Annotated in this window: 14 protein-coding genes; 12 read left to right on the top strand and 2 right to left on the bottom strand. The window is 32.3% G+C overall.

Annotated features, from left to right (window positions below; all coding sequences use genetic code 11):
- Positions 1-29: 29 nt before the first annotated feature.
- The 9 genes from ACF91D_RS05980 (at position 30) to ACF91D_RS05940 (ending at position 13790) form a co-directional block, all read left to right on the top strand.
- The gene (locus ACF91D_RS05980; protein WP_042739788.1) at positions 30-1361 is read left to right on the top strand and encodes a glucose-6-phosphate isomerase; all 1332 of its coding nucleotides are present in this window, start codon (positions 30-32) and stop codon (positions 1359-1361) included.
- A gap of 292 nt (positions 1362-1653) precedes the next feature.
- Positions 1654-2229: a TVP38/TMEM64 family protein gene (locus tag ACF91D_RS05975; RefSeq protein WP_042739789.1), complete on the top strand. Its 576-nt coding sequence runs from the start codon at positions 1654-1656 to the stop codon at positions 2227-2229.
- Positions 2230-2233: 4 nt separating this feature from the next.
- On the top strand, positions 2234-2755 hold the full coding sequence (lepB, locus tag ACF91D_RS05970; protein WP_042739790.1) for a signal peptidase I: 522 nt from the start codon (positions 2234-2236) through the stop codon (positions 2753-2755).
- Positions 2756-2773: 18 nt separating this feature from the next.
- Positions 2774-3349: a signal peptidase I gene (gene lepB, locus ACF91D_RS05965; protein WP_042739791.1), complete on the top strand. Its 576-nt coding sequence runs from the start codon at positions 2774-2776 to the stop codon at positions 3347-3349.
- Between the two features lie 386 nt (positions 3350-3735).
- Positions 3736-7200 (top strand): helicase-exonuclease AddAB subunit AddB, encoded by a 3465-nt coding sequence (addB, locus tag ACF91D_RS05960; protein WP_232161303.1) that lies wholly within the window; start codon positions 3736-3738, stop codon positions 7198-7200.
- Positions 7197-10850: a helicase-exonuclease AddAB subunit AddA gene (addA, locus tag ACF91D_RS05955; RefSeq protein ID WP_392436678.1), complete on the top strand. Its 3654-nt coding sequence runs from the start codon at positions 7197-7199 to the stop codon at positions 10848-10850. The genes addB and addA overlap by 4 nt, the downstream gene beginning before the upstream one ends.
- Before the next feature lie 28 nt (positions 10851-10878).
- Positions 10879-12021 (top strand): DUF418 domain-containing protein, encoded by a 1143-nt coding sequence (locus ACF91D_RS05950; RefSeq protein ID WP_119625284.1) that lies wholly within the window; start codon positions 10879-10881, stop codon positions 12019-12021.
- Between the two features lie 116 nt (positions 12022-12137).
- Positions 12138-13040 (top strand): fumarylacetoacetate hydrolase family protein, encoded by a 903-nt coding sequence (locus tag ACF91D_RS05945; protein WP_042739795.1) that lies wholly within the window; start codon positions 12138-12140, stop codon positions 13038-13040.
- A gap of 360 nt (positions 13041-13400) precedes the next feature.
- Positions 13401-13790, top strand: coding sequence for a YisL family protein (locus ACF91D_RS05940; RefSeq protein WP_042739796.1), 390 nt, complete (start codon positions 13401-13403; stop codon positions 13788-13790).
- Positions 13791-14052: 262 nt separating this feature from the next.
- Here the strand turns inward: ACF91D_RS05940 and ACF91D_RS05935 are convergent, their stop codons facing one another.
- Together ACF91D_RS05935 and ACF91D_RS05930 are read right to left on the bottom strand one after the other, a co-directional pair.
- Positions 14053-15375 carry a CoA-disulfide reductase gene (locus ACF91D_RS05935; protein WP_107526994.1) on the bottom strand — a complete coding sequence of 441 codons (1323 nt, stop codon included), beginning with the start codon at positions 15373-15375 and terminating at the stop codon, positions 14053-14055.
- A gap of 33 nt (positions 15376-15408) precedes the next feature.
- A complete protein-coding gene (locus ACF91D_RS05930) occupies positions 15409-16251 on the bottom strand; it encodes a Cof-type HAD-IIB family hydrolase (protein WP_042739798.1) in 843 nt (280 codons plus the stop codon).
- Between the two features lie 112 nt (positions 16252-16363).
- Here ACF91D_RS05930 and ACF91D_RS05925 point away from each other — a divergent pair, with 112 nt between their 5' ends.
- The 3 genes from ACF91D_RS05925 to ACF91D_RS05915 form a co-directional block, all read left to right on the top strand.
- Positions 16364-16672 (top strand): metal-sulfur cluster assembly factor, encoded by a 309-nt coding sequence (locus ACF91D_RS05925; RefSeq protein ID WP_042739799.1) that lies wholly within the window; start codon positions 16364-16366, stop codon positions 16670-16672.
- A gap of 350 nt (positions 16673-17022) precedes the next feature.
- On the top strand, positions 17023-18828 hold the full coding sequence (locus tag ACF91D_RS05920; protein ID WP_107512528.1) for an acyltransferase family protein: 1806 nt from the start codon (positions 17023-17025) through the stop codon (positions 18826-18828).
- Positions 18829-19306: 478 nt separating this feature from the next.
- On the top strand, positions 19307-19905 hold a 599-nt coding region (locus ACF91D_RS05915), incomplete at its 3' end, for a Clp protease N-terminal domain-containing protein (protein WP_392436673.1).

Below are 19905 nucleotides of genomic sequence, written 5' to 3'. Positions count from 1 at the left end.
TGAAATCAAAAACACTGGAGGCAAAATAAATGACTCATATTCAATTAGATTATGGCAAGACTTTAGAATTTTTTGGCGAGCATGAATTAGAACAACAAAAAGATATTGTTAAAACAATTCATAAAACAATACATGAAGGTACAGGTGCTGGCAGTGATTTCTTAGGTTGGATTGACCTACCTGTTAATTATGATAAAGAGGAATTCTCACGAATTTTAGAAGCTTCAAAACGTGTTAAAGCAAACTCAGATGTATTAGTAGTAATCGGAATTGGTGGATCTTATTTAGGTGCACGTGCTGCGATTGAAATGCTAACATCATCTTTCAGAAATAATAATGATTATCCTGAAATCGTATTCGTAGGTAATCACTTATCTTCATCTTATACTCAAGAATTAATTGATTATTTAGATGGAAAGGACTATTCAGTAAACGTAATTTCTAAGTCTGGTACTACTACTGAACCAGCAGTAGCATTTAGATTATTTAAACAGTTGTTAGAAGACAAATATGGTAAAGAAGAAGCGAAGCAACGTATTTTTGCAACAACTGATAAAGAAAAGGGTGCCCTAAAACAACTTGCTACAAATGAAGGTTATGAAACATTTGTCGTTCCAGATGATGTAGGTGGCCGCTATTCTGTATTAACTGCTGTAGGTTTATTACCAATTGCAGCTGCAGGAATTGATATTGAAGCAATGATGAATGGTGCTGCTAAAGCAAGAGAAGAATTATCTTCAGATAATTTAGAAGATAACATTGCATACCAATATGCAACAATTAGAAATATTCTATATGCCAAAGGTTATGACACAGAAATGTTAATTAACTATGAACCATCAATGCAATATTTCAATGAGTGGTGGAAACAATTATTTGGTGAATCTGAAGGTAAAGATTTCAAAGGTATTTATCCTTCAAGCGCTAACTATACAACAGACTTACACTCATTAGGTCAATATGTACAAGAAGGACGTCGTTTCTTATTTGAAACTGTAGTTAAAGTAAATAATCCAAAACACAACATTACAATCGAAGCGGATCCAGATGACTTAGATGGTTTAAACTATTTAGCTGGTAAAACAATCGACGAAGTTAATACGAAAGCATTCGAAGGTACATTATTAGCTCATACTGACGGTGGTGTTCCAAATGTAGTTGTTAATATTCCACGTCTAGACGAAGAAACTTTCGGCTATGTTGTTTACTTCTTTGAATTAGCTTGTGCAATGAGTGGATATCAATTAGGCGTTAATCCATTTAACCAACCTGGTGTTGAAGCTTATAAACAAAACATGTTTGCGTTATTAGGTAAACCAGGTTTTGAAGATAAGAAAAAAGAATTAGAAGAACGCCTATAATAGTAGAATACTGTTTGGTGAATCAATATCTTATAGAAAATTAAATAACTTTAAATTATAAGACAGGCAATTTCTATTTACGTTAGATAGAAATTGCCTTTTTTTGCCAAAATCATTATTCGAGAGATTATAAATCGTGTGTTACACATTATGAATGATTCTAGCTTTTATAATATTAAAAAATTTATAGTACTTGAGACTGATTTATTGTAAAAAGGGGACATAATTGTTTTAAAAAACAGCATATAAACTTATAATTATTAAGTACAGTAAACTTTAGGGAATGGTGGTCATGACACAAGAGCAAGTCCAACATTGGTTTGATCTATTTGGGGATTTAGGTTATATTGTCGGATTTTTATTGCCTTTTATAGAAGCATTTATACCAATTTTACCGATTATCGTGTTTGTAATTGTGAATGTAAATGCTTATGGATTATTAATTGGTACATTATTAGCTTGGTTAGGTACTGTGATTGGGAGTTATATTGTCTTTTTAATATTCAGAAGGTTAACACATACAAAATATATGCAAAAAATACAAAATCGTAAATCGGTACAGCGTTTAATTCATTTTATAGATAGACATGGTGTGATACCCATATTTATATTATTATGCTTCCCATTTACGCCGAGTGCGCTTGTCAATATTGTTGCTAGCTTGTCGCATATAAAAGCACATGTGTATTTATACGTGTTATTTGCATCTAAGTTAATCATGATAGGACTTATTGGGTGGTTAGGTAGCGATATTACCACACTGTTTACGAATCCATTTAGATTAATTATTGTAATCTTAATCATTGTACTGATGTGGTTTATAGGTCATCGTATTGAGAAACATTTTATGCATTCGTCAGAGGAGTGACAACATGCAACGGATACTAAAACATTTGATTTTAATTATCATTGCGATTATGATTGTAATATTAATCCAAGCGTTACTTGTTACAGGCTTTGTTGTAAAGGATAATCGGATGTCTCCGAATTTAAACAAAGGTGATAGAATTATTGTTAATAAGATTAAAAGCACTTTTAATTTATTAGAAAATAATGATATTATTATGTATCGTAACGGAAATCATATAGAAATAAGTAGAATTATTGGAAAGCCTGGTCAATCCATTGCTTATAAAAATGAAACGTTATATAGAGATGATAGAAAAGTAAATGAATCTTATAGTAAAGGCCAGCAGATAGAATCCTTATCATTAAGGCATATAAAACATTCAGAAGGTGATATTGTACCGCCGAATGCGTACTTTGTCCTAAATGATCAAAGAACAGATAAACAAGATTCACGAACATATGGCTTGATATCAAGCAAAGATATTATTGGAAATGTGAGTTTGAGGTTTTATCCTTTTAATAAATTCACAGTAGATTTTAACTAAATGGATGAGGTGTAAACATTGAGAAAAGAGATAATGGAATGGTTCGTATCGATTGTCGTTGCAGTAGCATTAGTATTGCTTATCATGAACTTTGTTGCGAAACCATATACTGTTAAGGGTGATTCTATGGACCCGACGCTTAAAGATGGTGAGCGTGTCGTAGTAAACTTATTCGGATATAAGTTTGGCGATATTAAAAAAGGTAATGTCGTTGTATTCCATGCAACAAAAGATAGTGATTATGTAAAACGTGTAATTGGTACAGCTGGTGATAACGTTGAGTATAAGAAAGATAAATTATACGTAAATGGTAAAAAAGTGGATGAACCATATTTAGACTACAATGAAAAGCATAAGCAATATAACTACATTACAGGTTCATTTAAAACTAAAGATTTAAATCAAGTTAACCAGAAAAATACCATTCCAAAAGATAAATTACTTGTCTTAGGTGATAACAGAGAAGTAAGTAAAGATAGTCGTTCATTTGGTTTAATTGATAAAGACCAAGTGGTAGGAAAGGTTTCATTTAGTTTCTGGCCATTAAATGAAATGAAATTTGGATTTGATCCAGATACAAATTATGATAAATAATGTGAAGAGGCAATTTCTATTGAATTTAGATAGAAATTGTCTTTTTCTATCTTTACAAATGTAAAAGTGATTGTCATATGTTGCTAACTTTATAATTCAAGACACTGTTATGCTACACATTGATAATCAAACTGTTACATACAAGTACCTAGCAAATGCTTGTCCTTTCATTCAATATTTAATTGAGAGTGACTTTGAAGTTTAAATTAGTAAGTTAAATTATGATTGTTGAATGACTGATCATATAATGAACTTTGTTCTATAGATAATGATCATTAAGTTATAGCTTCAAATTAAACGTTATAGCAATTGGAGTAATTATTAAAAAGATAAACGATACACAATATATTATATGTTAAAATATGGTCAAAGGAGTGGGATATGTCATGGAATTTAATGCCTTTATTGGAAGAGCGGGAACGGGAAAATCATATAAAATGTTAGAAGAAATTCGCCAAGAGATGAAAGAACGTCCACTAGGTGATCCAATTGTATTAATTGCACCAACACAAAATACCTTCCAACTTGAACAAGCCTTTGTCAATGACCCTGAACTTAATGGTAGTTTGAGAACTGAAGTATTGCACTTTGAAAGATTAAGTTATCGTGTGTTCCAAGAAGTTGGGGGACTAATGGAACAACAATTAACAAAAACTGGTACTGAAATGATGATTTATGACATTATTCAACAGCATCAGTCAGAATTGAAATTATATCGTTCACAAGTTAAGTACTATGGCTTTAGTGAAAAGTTATATGAACAAATTCAAGACTTTAAAAAATATAGCGTCTCACCTGAACAACTTGAAACATACATCTCAGAAAATACATTACAAACACGAACGCGACATAAATTAGAAGATATTGCGTTAATCTATAAACATTTAGAAGATAGAATTAGCGGTGAATTTGTCTCAACTGAGGACTGTTTAAATCGATTTATAACATTGATGGACCAGTCTGAAAGGTTGAAACGTACTGAAATATACATAGATGGGTTCCATAACTTTTCCACTTTAGAATATCAAATTATTAAAGGGTTAGTTAAGCATGCTAAAAAGGTAACCGTATTATTAACAACTGATGGTGATAAAGATCCATTTAGTTTATTTAGAAAGTCATCGGAATCCTTGACGCATCTTGAAGATATAGCAAACGAACTTAATATCCCTTTAAATATTCAACGTTTCACGCAACAACATCGTTTTCAAAATGAAGACTTAGCGCATTTAGAGCACCATTTTAATGCTTTGCAATTCGAACCTAAAGATGTAGCGGATAATGTTGAAATATTAGAAGCGTCAATGATGCGAGAAGAAATTAATGAAATTGCAAGAAGCATATTAAAGGAAACTAGAGAAGAAGGACTTCGCTTTCAAGATATAGCCATACTTTATAGAGATGATAGTTATGCTTATTTATTGGAATCTATTCTACCGCAATTTGATATTCCATTTAATATTGATATTAAACCGTCAATGACGCATCACCCAATTATGGAAATGATTCGTTCACTCATTGAAGTCATTCAAACGAATTGGAATTTTGAGCCGATTATGCGTTTGCTAAAAACTAATGTATTAACAAAGCAATATAAAGATAGCAGTTATCTTATTGATATATTGGAAAATTTCGTACTTGAACGAGGAATTTATGGAAAACGTTGGATGGATGATAGTTATTTCCAAGTTGAACAATTTAGGAAAATGGGATTGAAACGTCAACCATTGACTGATAGTGAACGAGAGACATTTGAACGTGTGATTCAATTAAAATCTTATGTAATGGATAAAATTCTATTGTTTGAGCAACGTTTAAGCCAGGCGAATACAGCGCTAGAGTTTGCAACTGCATTTTATGAAGCAATGGAAGCATTTGATTTACCGAGTGATTTAATGACTGAGAGAGATCAGTTTGACGCGAACGAGGAACATAGAAAGGCAGAAGAAATTGATCAACTATGGAATGGATTGATTCAGACGTTAGACGATTTAGTCACAGTATTTGGTGATAATACGTTGACACAATCACGCTTTTTAGAATTATTGGATGTCGGTTTAGATCAATTGGAGTTTGTGATGATACCTCAAACGATTGATCAAGTTAGTATAGGAACAATGGACTTAGCAAAAGTAGATAATAAAGCACATGTCTATATGGTCGGTGTAAATGATGGGACGATGCCACAAACTGTTGCATCATCAAGTCTGATAACTGATGATGAGAAGAAGTACTTTCAAGCACAGTCTAATCTAGAATTAAGTCCTACAGCTGACATTTTACAAATGGATGAAGCATTTGTTTGTTATATTGCTATGACGAGAAGTAGAGCAAAAATTACATTTTCTTATGCCTTGATGGGAGCAAATGGAGATCAAAAGGAACGAAGCCCGTTTATCGATCAAATCATGGAGTTATATCATAATTTAGAAGTGACAAATATTCATCACATGCATCAAGCACAACCGTTAACATTGATGGAACATCCACATCAAACTAAAATTGCCTTGTTTGAATCATTAAAGGCTTGGCTAGATGATGAAATTGTCGCTGATACTTGGTTAGATACATATCAAGTTATGAGGGATGATGAACGACTCAATGATGGACTAGCCTACTTAGTTTCGGCGCTCACCTTTGATAATGAAACGGTGCAACTCAATCAGCAACAAGCTAAAGCTTTGTATGGAAAGCAAATTAATGCAAGTGTATCTAGATTTGAAGGTTATCAAGCATGTCCATTTAAACACTTCACATCACATGGTTTAAGATTAAATGAACGTACAAAATACAAATTAGAAAACTTTGATTTAGGTGATATTTTCCATCAAGTATTAAAGCTCATATCTGAGAAAATTAATGGTGACTTTAAGAATTTAAATTTAACTCAAATTAGAAAGTTAACACATGATGCTTTGACTGAAATACTGCCTGAGGTACAGTTCAATCTTTTAAATTCAACCGCATATTATCGTTATCTATCACAAAGAATAGGCGCTATTGTTGAAACAACATTAACTGCACTTAAATATCAAGGTAGTTACAGTGAATTTAAGCCCCAAAGGTTTGAAGCGAGCTTTAGAAAGAATCCTAGAAATCCGGAAGATTTACAAGCGACGCCTTTAATTACGGAGCAAGGCATTCCAATCAATATTCGTGGGCAAATTGATCGTATTGATACGTATAATCACGATAATGAAAGTTTTGTAAACATTATTGATTATAAGTCGTCTAAGTATAGTGGTACTTTGGATTTGACGAAAGTATACTATGGCATGCAAATGCAAATGATGACCTATATGGATATTGTATTACAAAATAAGCAACGCTTAGGTTTAAATCCGCTGACACAACCAGGGGGATTATTATATTTCCACGTGCATGAACCACGTCTCCAATTAGCATGGAATGAATTAGATGAAGATAAACGTAATGAAAAGTTTATCAACTCATTTAAATTAAGTGGTTTAGTTAATAACGACACTTCTGTAATAGAAGCATTCGATAATCGAATGGAACCAAACTATACTTCTGATATTATTCCTGTTGCAATGAAAAAGGATGGCGGATTTAGAAGCGGTAGTAAAGTAGCGGATTCCGATACAATTTATAAGTTAATCAAGCATAACAAAGCTAATTTTATTAAAACAGCAACTGACATCATGGACGGTCATACCGAAGTAGCGCCACTTAAGTATAATCAAACATTACCTTGTGACTTCTGTAATTATAAGTCTGTGTGTCATGTGGATGGCATGATTGATAGTAAACGGTATAGAACTGTTGATGAAACGATAAATCCATTAGAAGAAGTGCAAAATGTTGAACTAGAAGAAGGTGAGTTTGAATGAATCCAATCCCAGTAAAACCAGCGTATACGCGTTGGACTGATAATCAATGGAAAAGTATCTATGCCAAAGGTCAAGATATTTTGATTGCTGCGGCTGCAGGATCTGGAAAGACTGCAGTGTTAGTAGAACGTATCATACAGCGAATATTAAATGACAATATAGATGTTGATAAATTATTAGTTGTGACATTTACAAATGCCAGTGCAAGAGAAATGAAGCAACGTGTGGATCAACGTATCCAAGAAGCATCGCTTGAGGATCCGAATAATAGTCATTTAAAAAACCAACGAATTAAAATTCATCAAGCTCAAATTTCAACACTACATAGTTTTTGTCTGAAATTAATTCAAAATCATTATGATGTACTTGATATTGATCCAAACTTCAGAACAAGTAGTGAAGCAGAAAACATTTTATTATTAGAGCAAACGATTGATGAAGTGCTAGAGCAACATTATGATGTGTTGAATCCTAGTTTTGTTGATTTAACTGAACAATTATCTTCCGACAGAAATGATGATCAATTGCGCCAAACAATTAAAGATATGTACTTTTTTAGTGTAGCTAACCCCAATCCTTTTGAGTGGTTGCAAAATTTATCTGAACCATACGAGAATAAGAATGAACAAGAAAAGTTATTAGAACTTTTAAACCATGTGGCAATGATATTTATGAAATCAGCATTAGAAGCGCTAAATAAAAGTTATGATCTATTTTCAATGTTAGAGGAAGTGGATAAACAAGTTGATATTATTGAGAGAGAACGTAAATTTATGTCTGCAGCGATAGAAGGCGGCTTATTAAATACAGAAGTAATCAGTAACCATCAATTTGAGCCACGTTTCCCTTCGAAAACAAAGAAAATTAAAGAAGCAAATGAAATGATGTTAGATGCTTATGACGACGGTAAGAAGCATTATGATCATTATAAAGAATTAGTTTCTAAGGTGAAATTAGACTACTATACGAGAACTGCAGATGAGTTAATGTATGATATGCAACAATTAGCGCCAAGAGTGGCTTATTTAGCAGAAGTGACCGCAGATGTTATCGAGCAATTTAATGCGAAAAAGCGTAGTAGAAATTTACTTGATTTCTCTGATTATGAACATTTTGCATTGAAAATATTGTTAACTGAAGATGGCACGCCTTCTGAAATAGCGGAAATGTATCGCCAACAATTTGAGGAAATATTGGTGGATGAATATCAAGATACGAACCGAGTACAAGAAAAAATTATTTCTTGTATCAAACGTGGCAATGAAGCAGATGGGAATTTATTTATGGTTGGTGATGTAAAGCAATCGATCTACAAATTTAGACAGGCAGATCCAAGTCTATTTATCGATAAATACAATCGCTTTACGGTTGATGGTTCAGAATATGGTTTGCGCATAGATTTATCTCAAAATTTCCGTTCTCGTAAAGAAGTGCTAACAACGACGAATTATTTATTCAAACATATGATGGATGAAGCAGTAGGGGAAATCGTTTATGATGATGCTGCACAACTTTATTATGGAGCACCATTTGATGAGACTTCACATCATATACAAATGAATATGTTAATTGAAGATAAAGATTCAGATTTAAGTGCAGCTGAACAAGAAGCGGAATATATTGTGCAACAAGTTGAAAATATAATGACTGAACAAGAGATATATGATATAAAAACTGGACGTTATCGCAAGCCAAATTATAAAGATATTGTTATTTTAGAACGATCTTATGGACAAGCACGAAAAATTCAACAAGCATTTAAAGATCACAATATCCCATTCCATGTAAACAGTAAGGAAGGTTATTTCGAACAATCTGAAGTCCAACTCATTTTGTCATTTTTAAGAACTGTAGACAATCCATTACAGGATATCTATTTGGTTGGTTTAATGCGGTCAGTCATATATCAATTTACTGAAGATGAATTAGCCAATATTCGTATTGAAAGTCCGAACGATGACTATTTTTATCAATCTATACAACAATATCTTAATAGTGAGCATGCGGATAGTAAATTAGTAGACAAGCTAAATGCATTTTTAGCAGATTTAGCAATGTACCAAAACTATAGTCAACACCATCCCGTATATCAATTAATTGATAAATTTTATAATGACCACTATGTTATTCAGTATTTTAGTGGAATGATTGGTGGTAAAGGTAGAAGAGCGAATTTACATGGTTTATTTAATAAAGCAGTAGAATTTGAAAATTCAAGTTTTCGAGGCTTATACCAATTCATTCGCTTTATTGATGAATTGATCGACAGAGGAAAAGACTTTGGTGAGGAAAACGTCATCGGACCTAATGATGACGTAGTTAGAATGATGACGATTCATAGTAGTAAAGGTTTAGAATTTCCATTTGTTATTTATTCCGGATTATCACGAAAATTCACGCGAAAGGATTTACAGAAGGCTACGATTTTAAATCAAAGCTATGGCTTGGGGATGAGTTATTATGATGTGCAACAACACATTGCGTACCCATCTTTATCTTCAGTGACATATAAGGCCATTGCTGAAAAGGAATTAATATCAGAAGAAATGCGTTTGATTTACGTTGCTTTAACACGGGCTAAAGAACAACTATATTTAATCGGTCGCGTAAAGGATGAAAAGGAAATTACGAAATACGAAGAAGTTTCTGTTTCTGGCAGTCATCTACCTGTTAGTTATAGACTTACTGCACAAAAACCACTTGATTTAATTTATCCAATTTTAGCAAAATATCAATCTACATCATTACCAAAAGATTTACGCTTTGAGGCGAATATTGATGATGTGGATGAGGCTATGAAACCGTATGTCCAATTAAATACGGAATTCTATGAAGATATTGCATCTGAAATTGTTGAAGATGTTGCTGAACAGCGAACGGTTACTGATATTTATCAAATGAACAATGATTATACTGGTTTACAAGATCAAATAAGACATCAAATGACATATGAATATGCACACCCACATGCAGTGCATAAACCATCTAAGCAATCTGTATCTGAATTGAAACGTCAATTAGAAACAGAACAAACAGATACCAATTATGATCGAGTGAGACAATATAAGATAGGCTCATTATCATATGAACGTCCAGCATTTTTAAGTCAAAATAAAAAGCGTAAAGCAAATGAAATTGGTACCTTAATGCATACAGTGATGCAACATCTTCCATTTCAACAAGAAGGCCTAGATGAAACAGCATTAAATGACTATATCGATAGTTTGATTGCTAAAAATATCATTCCTGAAGATGCAAAAAAAGATATTCAAATGGCTGACATTTTGCACTTTATCAACAGTGATTTATATCGCATGATAACAAATAGTGATGCCATATATAGAGAATTACCATTTGTAGTTAATCAACGCGAGGTTGACCATGAACAAATAAGAGATGAGGATGCATCGATTATCCAAGGGATGATTGATTTGATTTTTGAAAAGGATGGTCAATATTATTTCGTGGATTACAAGACTGATGCGTTTAATAGACGACGTAGTATGTCAGATGAGGAAATTGGTGAACAATTAAAGTCTCGTTATAAAGTACAAATGACGTATTATCGAAATACTTTGGAAACAATATTGAATACTAATGTAAAAGGCTACCTATATTTCTTCAAATTTGGTCAGCTTTCAATCGACTAATGATAATAACTTAAAGGAGCTTATGAAATTGTCATCACGTAAAAGATTATTTGAATTAGATGCTCTCAGAGGCTTTAGTTTATTAGGTATTATATTGATGAATATTTTAAGTTTTAGCTTACCTTATGAACAAGCCTTTTTACCAGATATCATTAATAAAGGCCTAGATGAATGGATTTTGAGATTGATTACCTTAGTTGTAATCAGCTCGTTTTATCCTATTTTTACATTTTTATTTGGTTATGGTTTAGCAATAATGTATGCCAATAGTGAAACAAAAGATTTAAGATATTACCCATTTATTTATCGGCGTTTGTCATTTTTACTTATATTAGGTTTAGTTCATGGTTTGTTTATATTTTCAGGTGACATATTATTTGGATATGCATTTACTGGAATGATAGCTGTATTATTCATAAAATGGCGTCCAAGAAAATTGGTTAAGTTAGCTATTATTCTATTTAGCTTAAAGGTCATCTTATTGGTTATTCCATTTTCATTAATAACTTGGTTTACAGATCCTTATGGTGTAACTAATTTTACTGGTAAGACATTAGGACAATTAATAAATATACGCCAAAGTGGTGGTTATTCTGCATTTTTAGGTATTAATATTAAAGAATATATTTTCCGTATATTAGATGTGGTTACCACTTCATCTTACTTTGAGTTTTTACCGTATATTTTATTGGGTATTGCAGCACAAAAGTTGGATTTAATAGCTAAAGTAAGACAAAATAAAGCAAAAATGATTTACAGAGCAAGTATCTTGGTTGTTTGTGGTTATTTAATTAAGTTACCACATGCAATCGACTATGGGAATAATGCGCTAATCAATGTAAGTTCTATGGTTGGTGGACCTATCGTAGCAGCCGGTTATATCTTATTCTTTATTGTACTATGTCAATATGGCCGCTCAGCACAAATTTTAAGTGTCTTTAAATATCCGGGCAGACTCAGTCTGTCGGTATATTTAAGTCAAAGTATTATCTTTACTTTAATTTATATGGGATTTGGTCTGGGATTATTTAATAAATTAGCACTTTATCAGTCCTATCTCATAGTTGTCGTTGTTTATGCGATACAACTTATTGTGTGCTATTTCTACCTTAAGCAGTATAAGCAGGGCCCAATCGAATGGTTATGGCGAAAGGTAACATATTTAAAGTAAAGTTGCATAAATGTAAGCGTACTGATTTTTTTTACAAGAACTGGGTATTTATTTGTTATTAAGAGGTAAATATAGTTATAATATGTAATAAGATAAAGATGAGGAGCTGATATTGAATGAAATTCCTATCATTCAGACATAATGAACAGACATCTTATGGTGTGAAAGTAAAGCGTGAAGAAGCGGCATGGGATTTAAAGAAAGTCTTTGCTGATTTTGCTGAAGGAGAGTTTCATCCTAAAACATTATTAAATGGCTTGCAACAAAACCAAGTCGTAGATTTCCAAGAACAAGTACGTAAAGCTGTTGTGGCTGCGGAAGACAGTGGAAATGGTGATGCATATAAAGTTAAATTTTCAGATATAGAGTTCTTGCCACCAGTTACACCAACGAACAATGTCATTGCATTTGGTCGCAATTATCAAGCACATGCTAATGAATTAAACCATGAAGTACAGCGTTTATATGTATTTACAAAAGCGGCATCGTCATTGACAGGAGATAACAGCACAATACCAAATCACCAAGACATTACAGATCAACTAGATTACGAAGGTGAACTTGGTATCGTTATTGGTAAATCAGGTGAAAAGATACCTAAAGGTTTAGCATTAGATTATGTATATGGTTATACAATTATCAATGATATTACAGATCGTAAAGCGCAAAACGCGCAAGACCAAGCATTCCTATCTAAGAGTTTAACAGGTGGTTGCCCAATTGGACCATACATTGTTACGAAAGATGAATTGCCAACACCTGAAGACGTGAATATTGTGACTAAAGTAAACAATGAAATTCGTCAAGATGGTAATACGGGCCAAATGATTCTTAAAATAGACGAACTTATCGAAGAAATTTCAAAATACGTGGCATTACACCCAGGGGATATTATTGCAACTGGTACGCCAGCTGGTGTTGGTGCAGGTATGAATCCGCCACAATTCTTACAACCAGGGGATGAAGTCAAAGTTACAATCGATAATATTGGTACATTAACGAACTTTATCGCTAAATAATTTAGTAAGCACTTTAGATATAAATTCCAGAAAAATAGAGTCTGGAGATTAGTCTTTCAGACTAAAATAAAATCGATGATTTTTACTGTGAAATAGTAGAAATCATCGATTTTTCTATTATTATTAAATTGATTAGCACTTAAGTGCTGTTATTTTTCTTGTGTTGATAGTGAATGTTGTAATGTTTATTTTTAAAATTATTGTACAACGAAATTACCTTTTGAAATATACATCTGTATTGCGTATGATATAGATAGCATATTTTTGTTTACTGAACAAATTGATGCAGTGATTTTTTAATATAAAAAAATTCACTGTTGCATGATATGAATCAAATTAAATCACATGTGGGGGGATTTTATGTTACATATTCATATTACATCATGGGTACTTGCTATTATCTTGTTTTTTGCAGCATATTTTAATTTTTCAGAGAAGCAAGGTCCAACGCCTTATTTTAAACCAATTCATATGTTCTTGAGATTAATTATGGTATTTGTTTTAATTTCAGGATTTTGGATTTGGATTCAAGCATTTGGTGCAGACAACGCAGGTGGCCATATGTTACTTACTTTAAAAATGTTATGTGGTGTTGCTGTTGTGGCACTAATGGAAGTAACAATTGCCAAAAGGAAAAAAGGACAACCAAGTCATGGTATGATGTGGACAACGATTGTATTAATCATTATTACTATGGTGATTGGAGTTATTTTACCTCAAGGTCCTATAACTAAAATGTTTGGACTTTAAACTAATCGCATTATTAGTAAAGTAACTTAATGCAATTGATTTAACATAACCTAAAAAAAGTACTTATCCATTGATTATGAGCAATCCAATACGTCACAGTTACACTGACTGTCGTTGAACGGATTTGCTAAAATAATCGAATAGGATGAGTACTTTTTTAGTATGACTTATTCATTTTTTCTTAAGGTCCAAGGTTGTATAAAAATGATGTGGTAGTTGAACCATACTACGAGTGATTTAAGTACAAATGACGAACAATAAATTATAGATTACGTGCTTTATAACCAATCATATTGATAATATCTTTCGGTCTACTATATGGTGGGGCATATGCCACTTCAAAATCTGTTAAATCATCGATAGTAGACTGATGCATCATTGCCATAGACAAGACATCGATTCGTTTGTCTACGCCACTTTTACCTACTGCAGCAGCTCTCAATATTTGTCGAGTATTACTATCAAAGTAAACACGTAAATGTAATTTATGGTTATTAGGATAGTAACCGGCATGGTCATTTTGATTAACTTCTACCATTTTATAATTAAAGTGAGTTAATTCAGATGGTGAAACACCAACACTTGCAAAGGTATAGTCAAAAAATTTAACAATATTTGAACCTAAATAGCCTTTGAATTGTATCTGCTTATTACCGGCTAGTTGTTCGGCAATGATACTTGCAGCTCGATGTGCTCCCCATGCTAAAGGCACATGTGCAGGCAAGTCCACATGGCGATAATGTGAAGTAATAATATCACCCAAAGCATAAACGTTAGGAATATTAGTTTCGAATTTATTATTAACTGGAATGTAACCATGTTCATCTAAGTGAATTGAAGATGATTGTAAAAATGCTGAATTTGGCTTAACGCCAACACCTTCAATAATTAAATCAAACGTTTTTACAACACCTGATTTAAAATGTACTTCGTTACCTTCGACTTTTACGACTTCTTCATTTAAACGGTATGGAATACCGCGTTTATCCATTTCTTCAATAATCGGTTCATTCATGTCGGAATCCATTAATTTATTGATATGTTCAGAACGATGAATTAACATCGGTTGAATATTGCGTTCGTATAAATTATCTAGTACTTCTAGACTGATGTAACCAGCACCAATAACTAATGCATTTTGTACTTGATGATGTTCAATAAATTGGTAAATAGCATCAGTATCCTCCATATTACGTAAAGTAAAGGCAATTGGACTATTTAATTTGAGATGATTAGCACTGCAACCAGGACTTAATACGAGCTTATCATATTCAACTGTATAGGATTGTTCAGCCTTTTTATCGTAAACAATGACTTTATTTTCAGCTGTATCTACTGCAGTGACTTCGTGATAAGGTTTTACCGTGATTTGCTTACTATCATAAAATTGTTCAGGTGTTGCTTCTAAAACGAGATCTCTTGAAGTGACAACATTACCAATATAATACGGCAATGCGCAATTAGCGAAACTCATGTCTCTATCTTTTTCAAAGACAATGATTTCACTTTCTTTATCTAATCTTCTTATTTGACTTGCGACCGTCGCGCCTCCAGCTACAGCACCTACAACGACTATTTTAGACACAGTCAACAACCTCCTTTAAGCAAAAATAATGCATTATATTTTAGATTTAATTGTTGCTTCGTATGGAATATTTAATTCAAAGAATGTATTAAGGTATCTACCGATGCCATCTTCATTGTTAGAATAAGTAACTTCATTGGCAACATGCTTTAATTCATCAAGGCCATTGTCCATTGCAATGCCATATTTCGCATATTTAATCATTTCTAAATCATTATCTTCATCGCCAAAGGCAATAATTTGATTACGATCTATGTCTAGATGATGTTTTACATAGTCAATACCTTTTGCCTTGCTGATACCTTGTTTGACAATTTCAATAACTGGGAACGGTGATCCCCAACGACGGTGCTCGATATTCTCTGCATAGAATCTTGTTAACATTTGTTTAACACGTGGGATCATTACTTCTTCTGCTTCCACAAGTATTGATGTAGGTGATTCAGTTAATGCTGTTAGTAAATCGCCTGTTTCTACCTTTGGTGTTCCCATTGAGAAGCCATCGAATAATTTTTGATCAAAGTTATTAATAAATACATGATCTTTAACTTCTGCAATAATATTAGATACACCATAGTCATTAAGAGATTGGATAATGCTCTTAGACAAGTCCAAATCTAATACCTCGTGTACTGTTTTAAAGTTATTATCTTTAGGGTGATGGACGAAAGCACCATTAAAATTAACGACAGGTGTATCCATATTAAGTTCATGATAATAAATTTGACTAGCTCTATATGGACGACCGGTAGCTATCATAAGCTTATGTCCTTGTGCTTGTAATGTTTTTAGTACTTCCTTTGTATAAGGTGAAATTTCTTTATCATCATTTAACAATGTGCCATCTAAGTCTAAACATATTAAAAAAGGTTTCATTAAAATCTCCTTAAGTTATAATAATAGTGTATGAATATCATAGCATTTTATTGGCGTTTTGTAAGATATTTGATATATTGTTAATATCATTAATAACGAAGAGGTGAGACGAATGGATGAAGGATTAAAGGATAGCATACTTAATGCACTCGAAATGGTAATTGACCCTGAGTTAGGAATTGATATTGTAAACTTAGGTTTAGTATATAATGTCGACGTGGATGATGACGGTTTATGTACGGTTGAAATGACATTGACTTCAATGGGATGTCCTCTAGGACCGCAAATTATGAACCAAGTTAAAATGGTATTAGCTGAAATACCTGAGATTTCAGATACAGAGGTTAATATTGTTTGGAGTCCACCATGGGACAAAGATATGATGTCTCGCTACGCTAAAATTGCGTTAGGCATTGGCTAATAAAGAAGTGAATAAATATCTTGTTTGAGACTAGTTAACACATCTTAGATTTTTAAAGGTGTGTTAGTTGGTCTTTTTTTATTCTATTTAGTAGGTTGAGTAGTTTGGGTTAAGTATATTTCGTAGTGAATATAGTTACGATTTGCCACTGTTCAGTGAAAGAATGAAAATGGTTGAGTTTATTTAAAATGCGAATTATAATCTATAACTACAAAAATATTAAATATTATTATCGTGCAAAATTATTAAATTAATTGCAGTTACATTACAAAAGTATTACAATAACTTAGTAAAATGGATGAAATATGCATAAATAGATTTAAAATTTGAGTATGAAGGTTTGATTTTAAATGAATAGAGATTCAAATTTGGGAATGAACAAACACCGTCATACACGTTATATGCCTGGCCTTGATGGTTTAAGAGCGATTGCGGTCTTAGCAATTATTATTTACCATCTTAATAAACAGTGGCTAACGGGTGGTTTTTTAGGTGTAGATACTTTCTTTGTTATTTCTGGTTATTTAATTACTAGTCTATTACTGAAAGAGTTTGAAGAAACTGGAAGTATCAATTTAAAGCAATTCTGGTTACGTAGAATGAAACGACTCATACCTGCCGTTTTTGTGTTGGTAGGCGTAGTATCTATGATGACACTGATTTTAAAACCAGATCAAATCGTAAATATTAAGCATGATGCATTTGCAGCAATATTTTATGTATCCAATTGGTGGTATATTATGACTGATGTAAACTACTTTGAACAGTTTGCATTTATGCCATTAAAACATTTGTGGTCACTAGCGATAGAAGAACAGTTTTACATAATTTTTCCAATAGTCCTGATTACATTACTATTAACAGTTAAGAAATATAGAAATATTACCTTGATTTTTTGGATTGTTTCATTAGTTTCATTGTTGTTAATGGTATTAATTTCTGAACCTCATATGGAACATTCTAGAGTATACTTCGGTACTGATACTAGACTACAAACGATGTTGCTTGGTGTCCTACTCGCATTTTTATGGCCACCATTTAAATTGAAAGCTAATCCACCTCGTATCTTGTCACATACAATTGATGGATTAGGAATTGTCAGTACAGTGGTTATTATCATGTTATTTATTTTTGTTGATGACAATAGTGATTGGATTTACAACGGTGGATTCTATGTTATATCAGTGTTGACTCTTTTTGTGATATTGAGTGTTGTCCACCCATCAGCATATTTTGCAAAGGTAATTGGTAATCCGCTATTTGTATATATTGGCAAACGTTCTTATAGTTTATATTTATGGCATTTTCCGGTAATAAGCTTTATCCATTCCTATTACGTGGAAGGGCAAATACCAATTTATGTGTATGTATTGGATATCATAACTACATTAATCTTGGCAGAATTATCATATAGATACATCGAGACACCATTTAGAAAATATAGCTTTAAAGCATTCTCACTCAATCGATTTAAACGTGTGTCCTTTGTTAGGACAGTCGCATTATCTATTATTTTAGTACCGACAGTGTTTATATTTGCAGGTGCATTTGATCAATTAGGGAAGGATCAACAACAACACAAACCAACAAGCTTTTCTTCACAAAAAAAGGACGGCAAAAGTAAAGCAGCAAATAACAGTAAAGATGATGCGAAACATAAAGAAGATAGTACATCTAACAAAGTCTATAAAGATATCAAGCCATTGCTTATTGGTGATTCTGTTATGGTAGATATCGGAGAGTATTTTACAGAGCGTGTACCAAATGCAGAAATTGATGGTAAAGTTGGTCGTAATTTATACGAAGCAACGCCATTGATACAACAAAAATATGAAAGTTACAATAAAGCTGGTAATAAAGTTGTATTAGAATTAGGAACTAATGGTGACTTTTCTAAAGCACAATTAAATGAATTAATAAGTCAATTTGATAAAGCAGATATTTATCTTGTCAATACACGTGTTCCGAGAGGTTATGAATCACATGTAAATAAATTGATTGCAGACGCAGCAAAAGAACATAAAAATGTGAAGGTTGTTGATTGGTATAAACGTTCGAAAGGACATACTGAATACTTTGCGTCTGATGGCATTCATTTACAACCATCAGGAGTCAGAGCCTTATCAGATGAGATTACGAAACAAATAACTCAATAATATCTATTAAATGATGGTAATTCTTTGTTAAATATCTAACAAGGATTACCATTATTTTTTGTGGCGTCAAAGTTCGATATAAGTTGAATATAATTACAATAAGTTGCTGATGTGAGCGTAGATTTGCTGAATCGATAGATAGTTTTTTAAATAGATCATTTATTAATGACAGTGTTATAACTTGCTACGATAAGTTTAAACAAATAAGTATTGGTAATATAACAAATATGTATAAAGTAATGTTAAAAGGATAATGACATAATTCTAATTAATATTTGGGATGCAAGCGATAAACGTTGCATTGAGCAATTTATTTTGAGCGTATTATTTTCTATAGGCGCTTAAAAAATTATAATTAAAATAAATCATAATGGTTGATAAATCATGAAAGAGGGACTATAATTAAATTAAGGTCAAAGAAAGTCAAAGTCAAATTAACTTTGGTTTGATCAAACACTCAATGGTGAGGTGAATCATATTGGATATTAATCAAATGACCTATAAAGTTCAATCAGCCTTACAAAAGGCAATGGAATTAGCTAAAACATATGAAAATCAAAATATAGAAATCGAAGCAATATTAGCCGCTGCATTAAATGAAGATGAAAGTTTATTTAATAGTGTACTTGAACGTGCCAATATTGATACAAACGAATTATTAACAACTTATAATAATAAATTAAAGCAATATCCAACTGTTCAAGGTGACAACGTTCAATACGGGCAGTATATCAGTGCAAAAGCAAATGAATTATTTACTAAAGCTGAAGATTATATGAAATCATATGAAGATGAATTTATATCAATGGAACACTTAATATTATCAGCAATAGACATAGATACAACGACAGCACAATTTGTCGGCAATAAAAAAGAAGTAATAACGGAAATAATTAAAAAAATAAGAGGAGGAAATCATGTGACATCACAAAACCCTGAAGTTAATTATGAGGCGTTAGAGAAATATGGTCGTGATTTAGTAGAGGAAGTACGTCAAGGTAATATGGATCCAGTCATTGGACGTGACGAAGAAATTCGTAATGCGATTCGAATTTTAAGTAGAAAGACAAAAAATAA

It is taken from the genome of Staphylococcus sp. 231237_7MaSpsaltlick (genome assembly GCF_043107035.1).
The sequence above is the reverse complement of the archived record's forward strand: the minus strand, read 5'-3'. Positions and strand labels throughout refer to the sequence as shown.

Excerpts from the sequence above, each read along its gene's own strand:
- ACF91D_RS05980 (WP_042739788.1), top strand. The coding sequence starts at position 30 with ATGACTCATATTCAATTAGATTATGGCAAGACTTTAGAATTTTTTGGC.
- ACF91D_RS05975 (WP_042739789.1), top strand. The coding sequence starts at position 1,654 with ATGACACAAGAGCAAGTCCAACATTGGTTTGATCTATTTGGGGATTTA.
- lepB (WP_042739790.1), top strand. The coding sequence starts at position 2,234 with ATGCAACGGATACTAAAACATTTGATTTTAATTATCATTGCGATTATG.
- addB (WP_232161303.1), top strand. The coding sequence starts at position 3,736 with ATGGAATTTAATGCCTTTATTGGAAGAGCGGGAACGGGAAAATCATAT.
- addA (WP_392436678.1), top strand. The coding sequence starts at position 7,197 with ATGAATCCAATCCCAGTAAAACCAGCGTATACGCGTTGGACTGATAAT.
- ACF91D_RS05945 (WP_042739795.1), top strand. The coding sequence starts at position 12,138 with ATGAAATTCCTATCATTCAGACATAATGAACAGACATCTTATGGTGTG.
- ACF91D_RS05940 (WP_042739796.1), top strand. The coding sequence starts at position 13,401 with ATGTTACATATTCATATTACATCATGGGTACTTGCTATTATCTTGTTT.
- ACF91D_RS05930 (WP_042739798.1), bottom strand. The coding sequence starts at position 16,251 with ATGAAACCTTTTTTAATATGTTTAGACTTAGATGGCACATTGTTAAAT.
- ACF91D_RS05925 (WP_042739799.1), top strand. The coding sequence starts at position 16,364 with ATGGATGAAGGATTAAAGGATAGCATACTTAATGCACTCGAAATGGTA.
- ACF91D_RS05920 (WP_107512528.1), top strand. The coding sequence starts at position 17,023 with ATGAATAGAGATTCAAATTTGGGAATGAACAAACACCGTCATACACGT.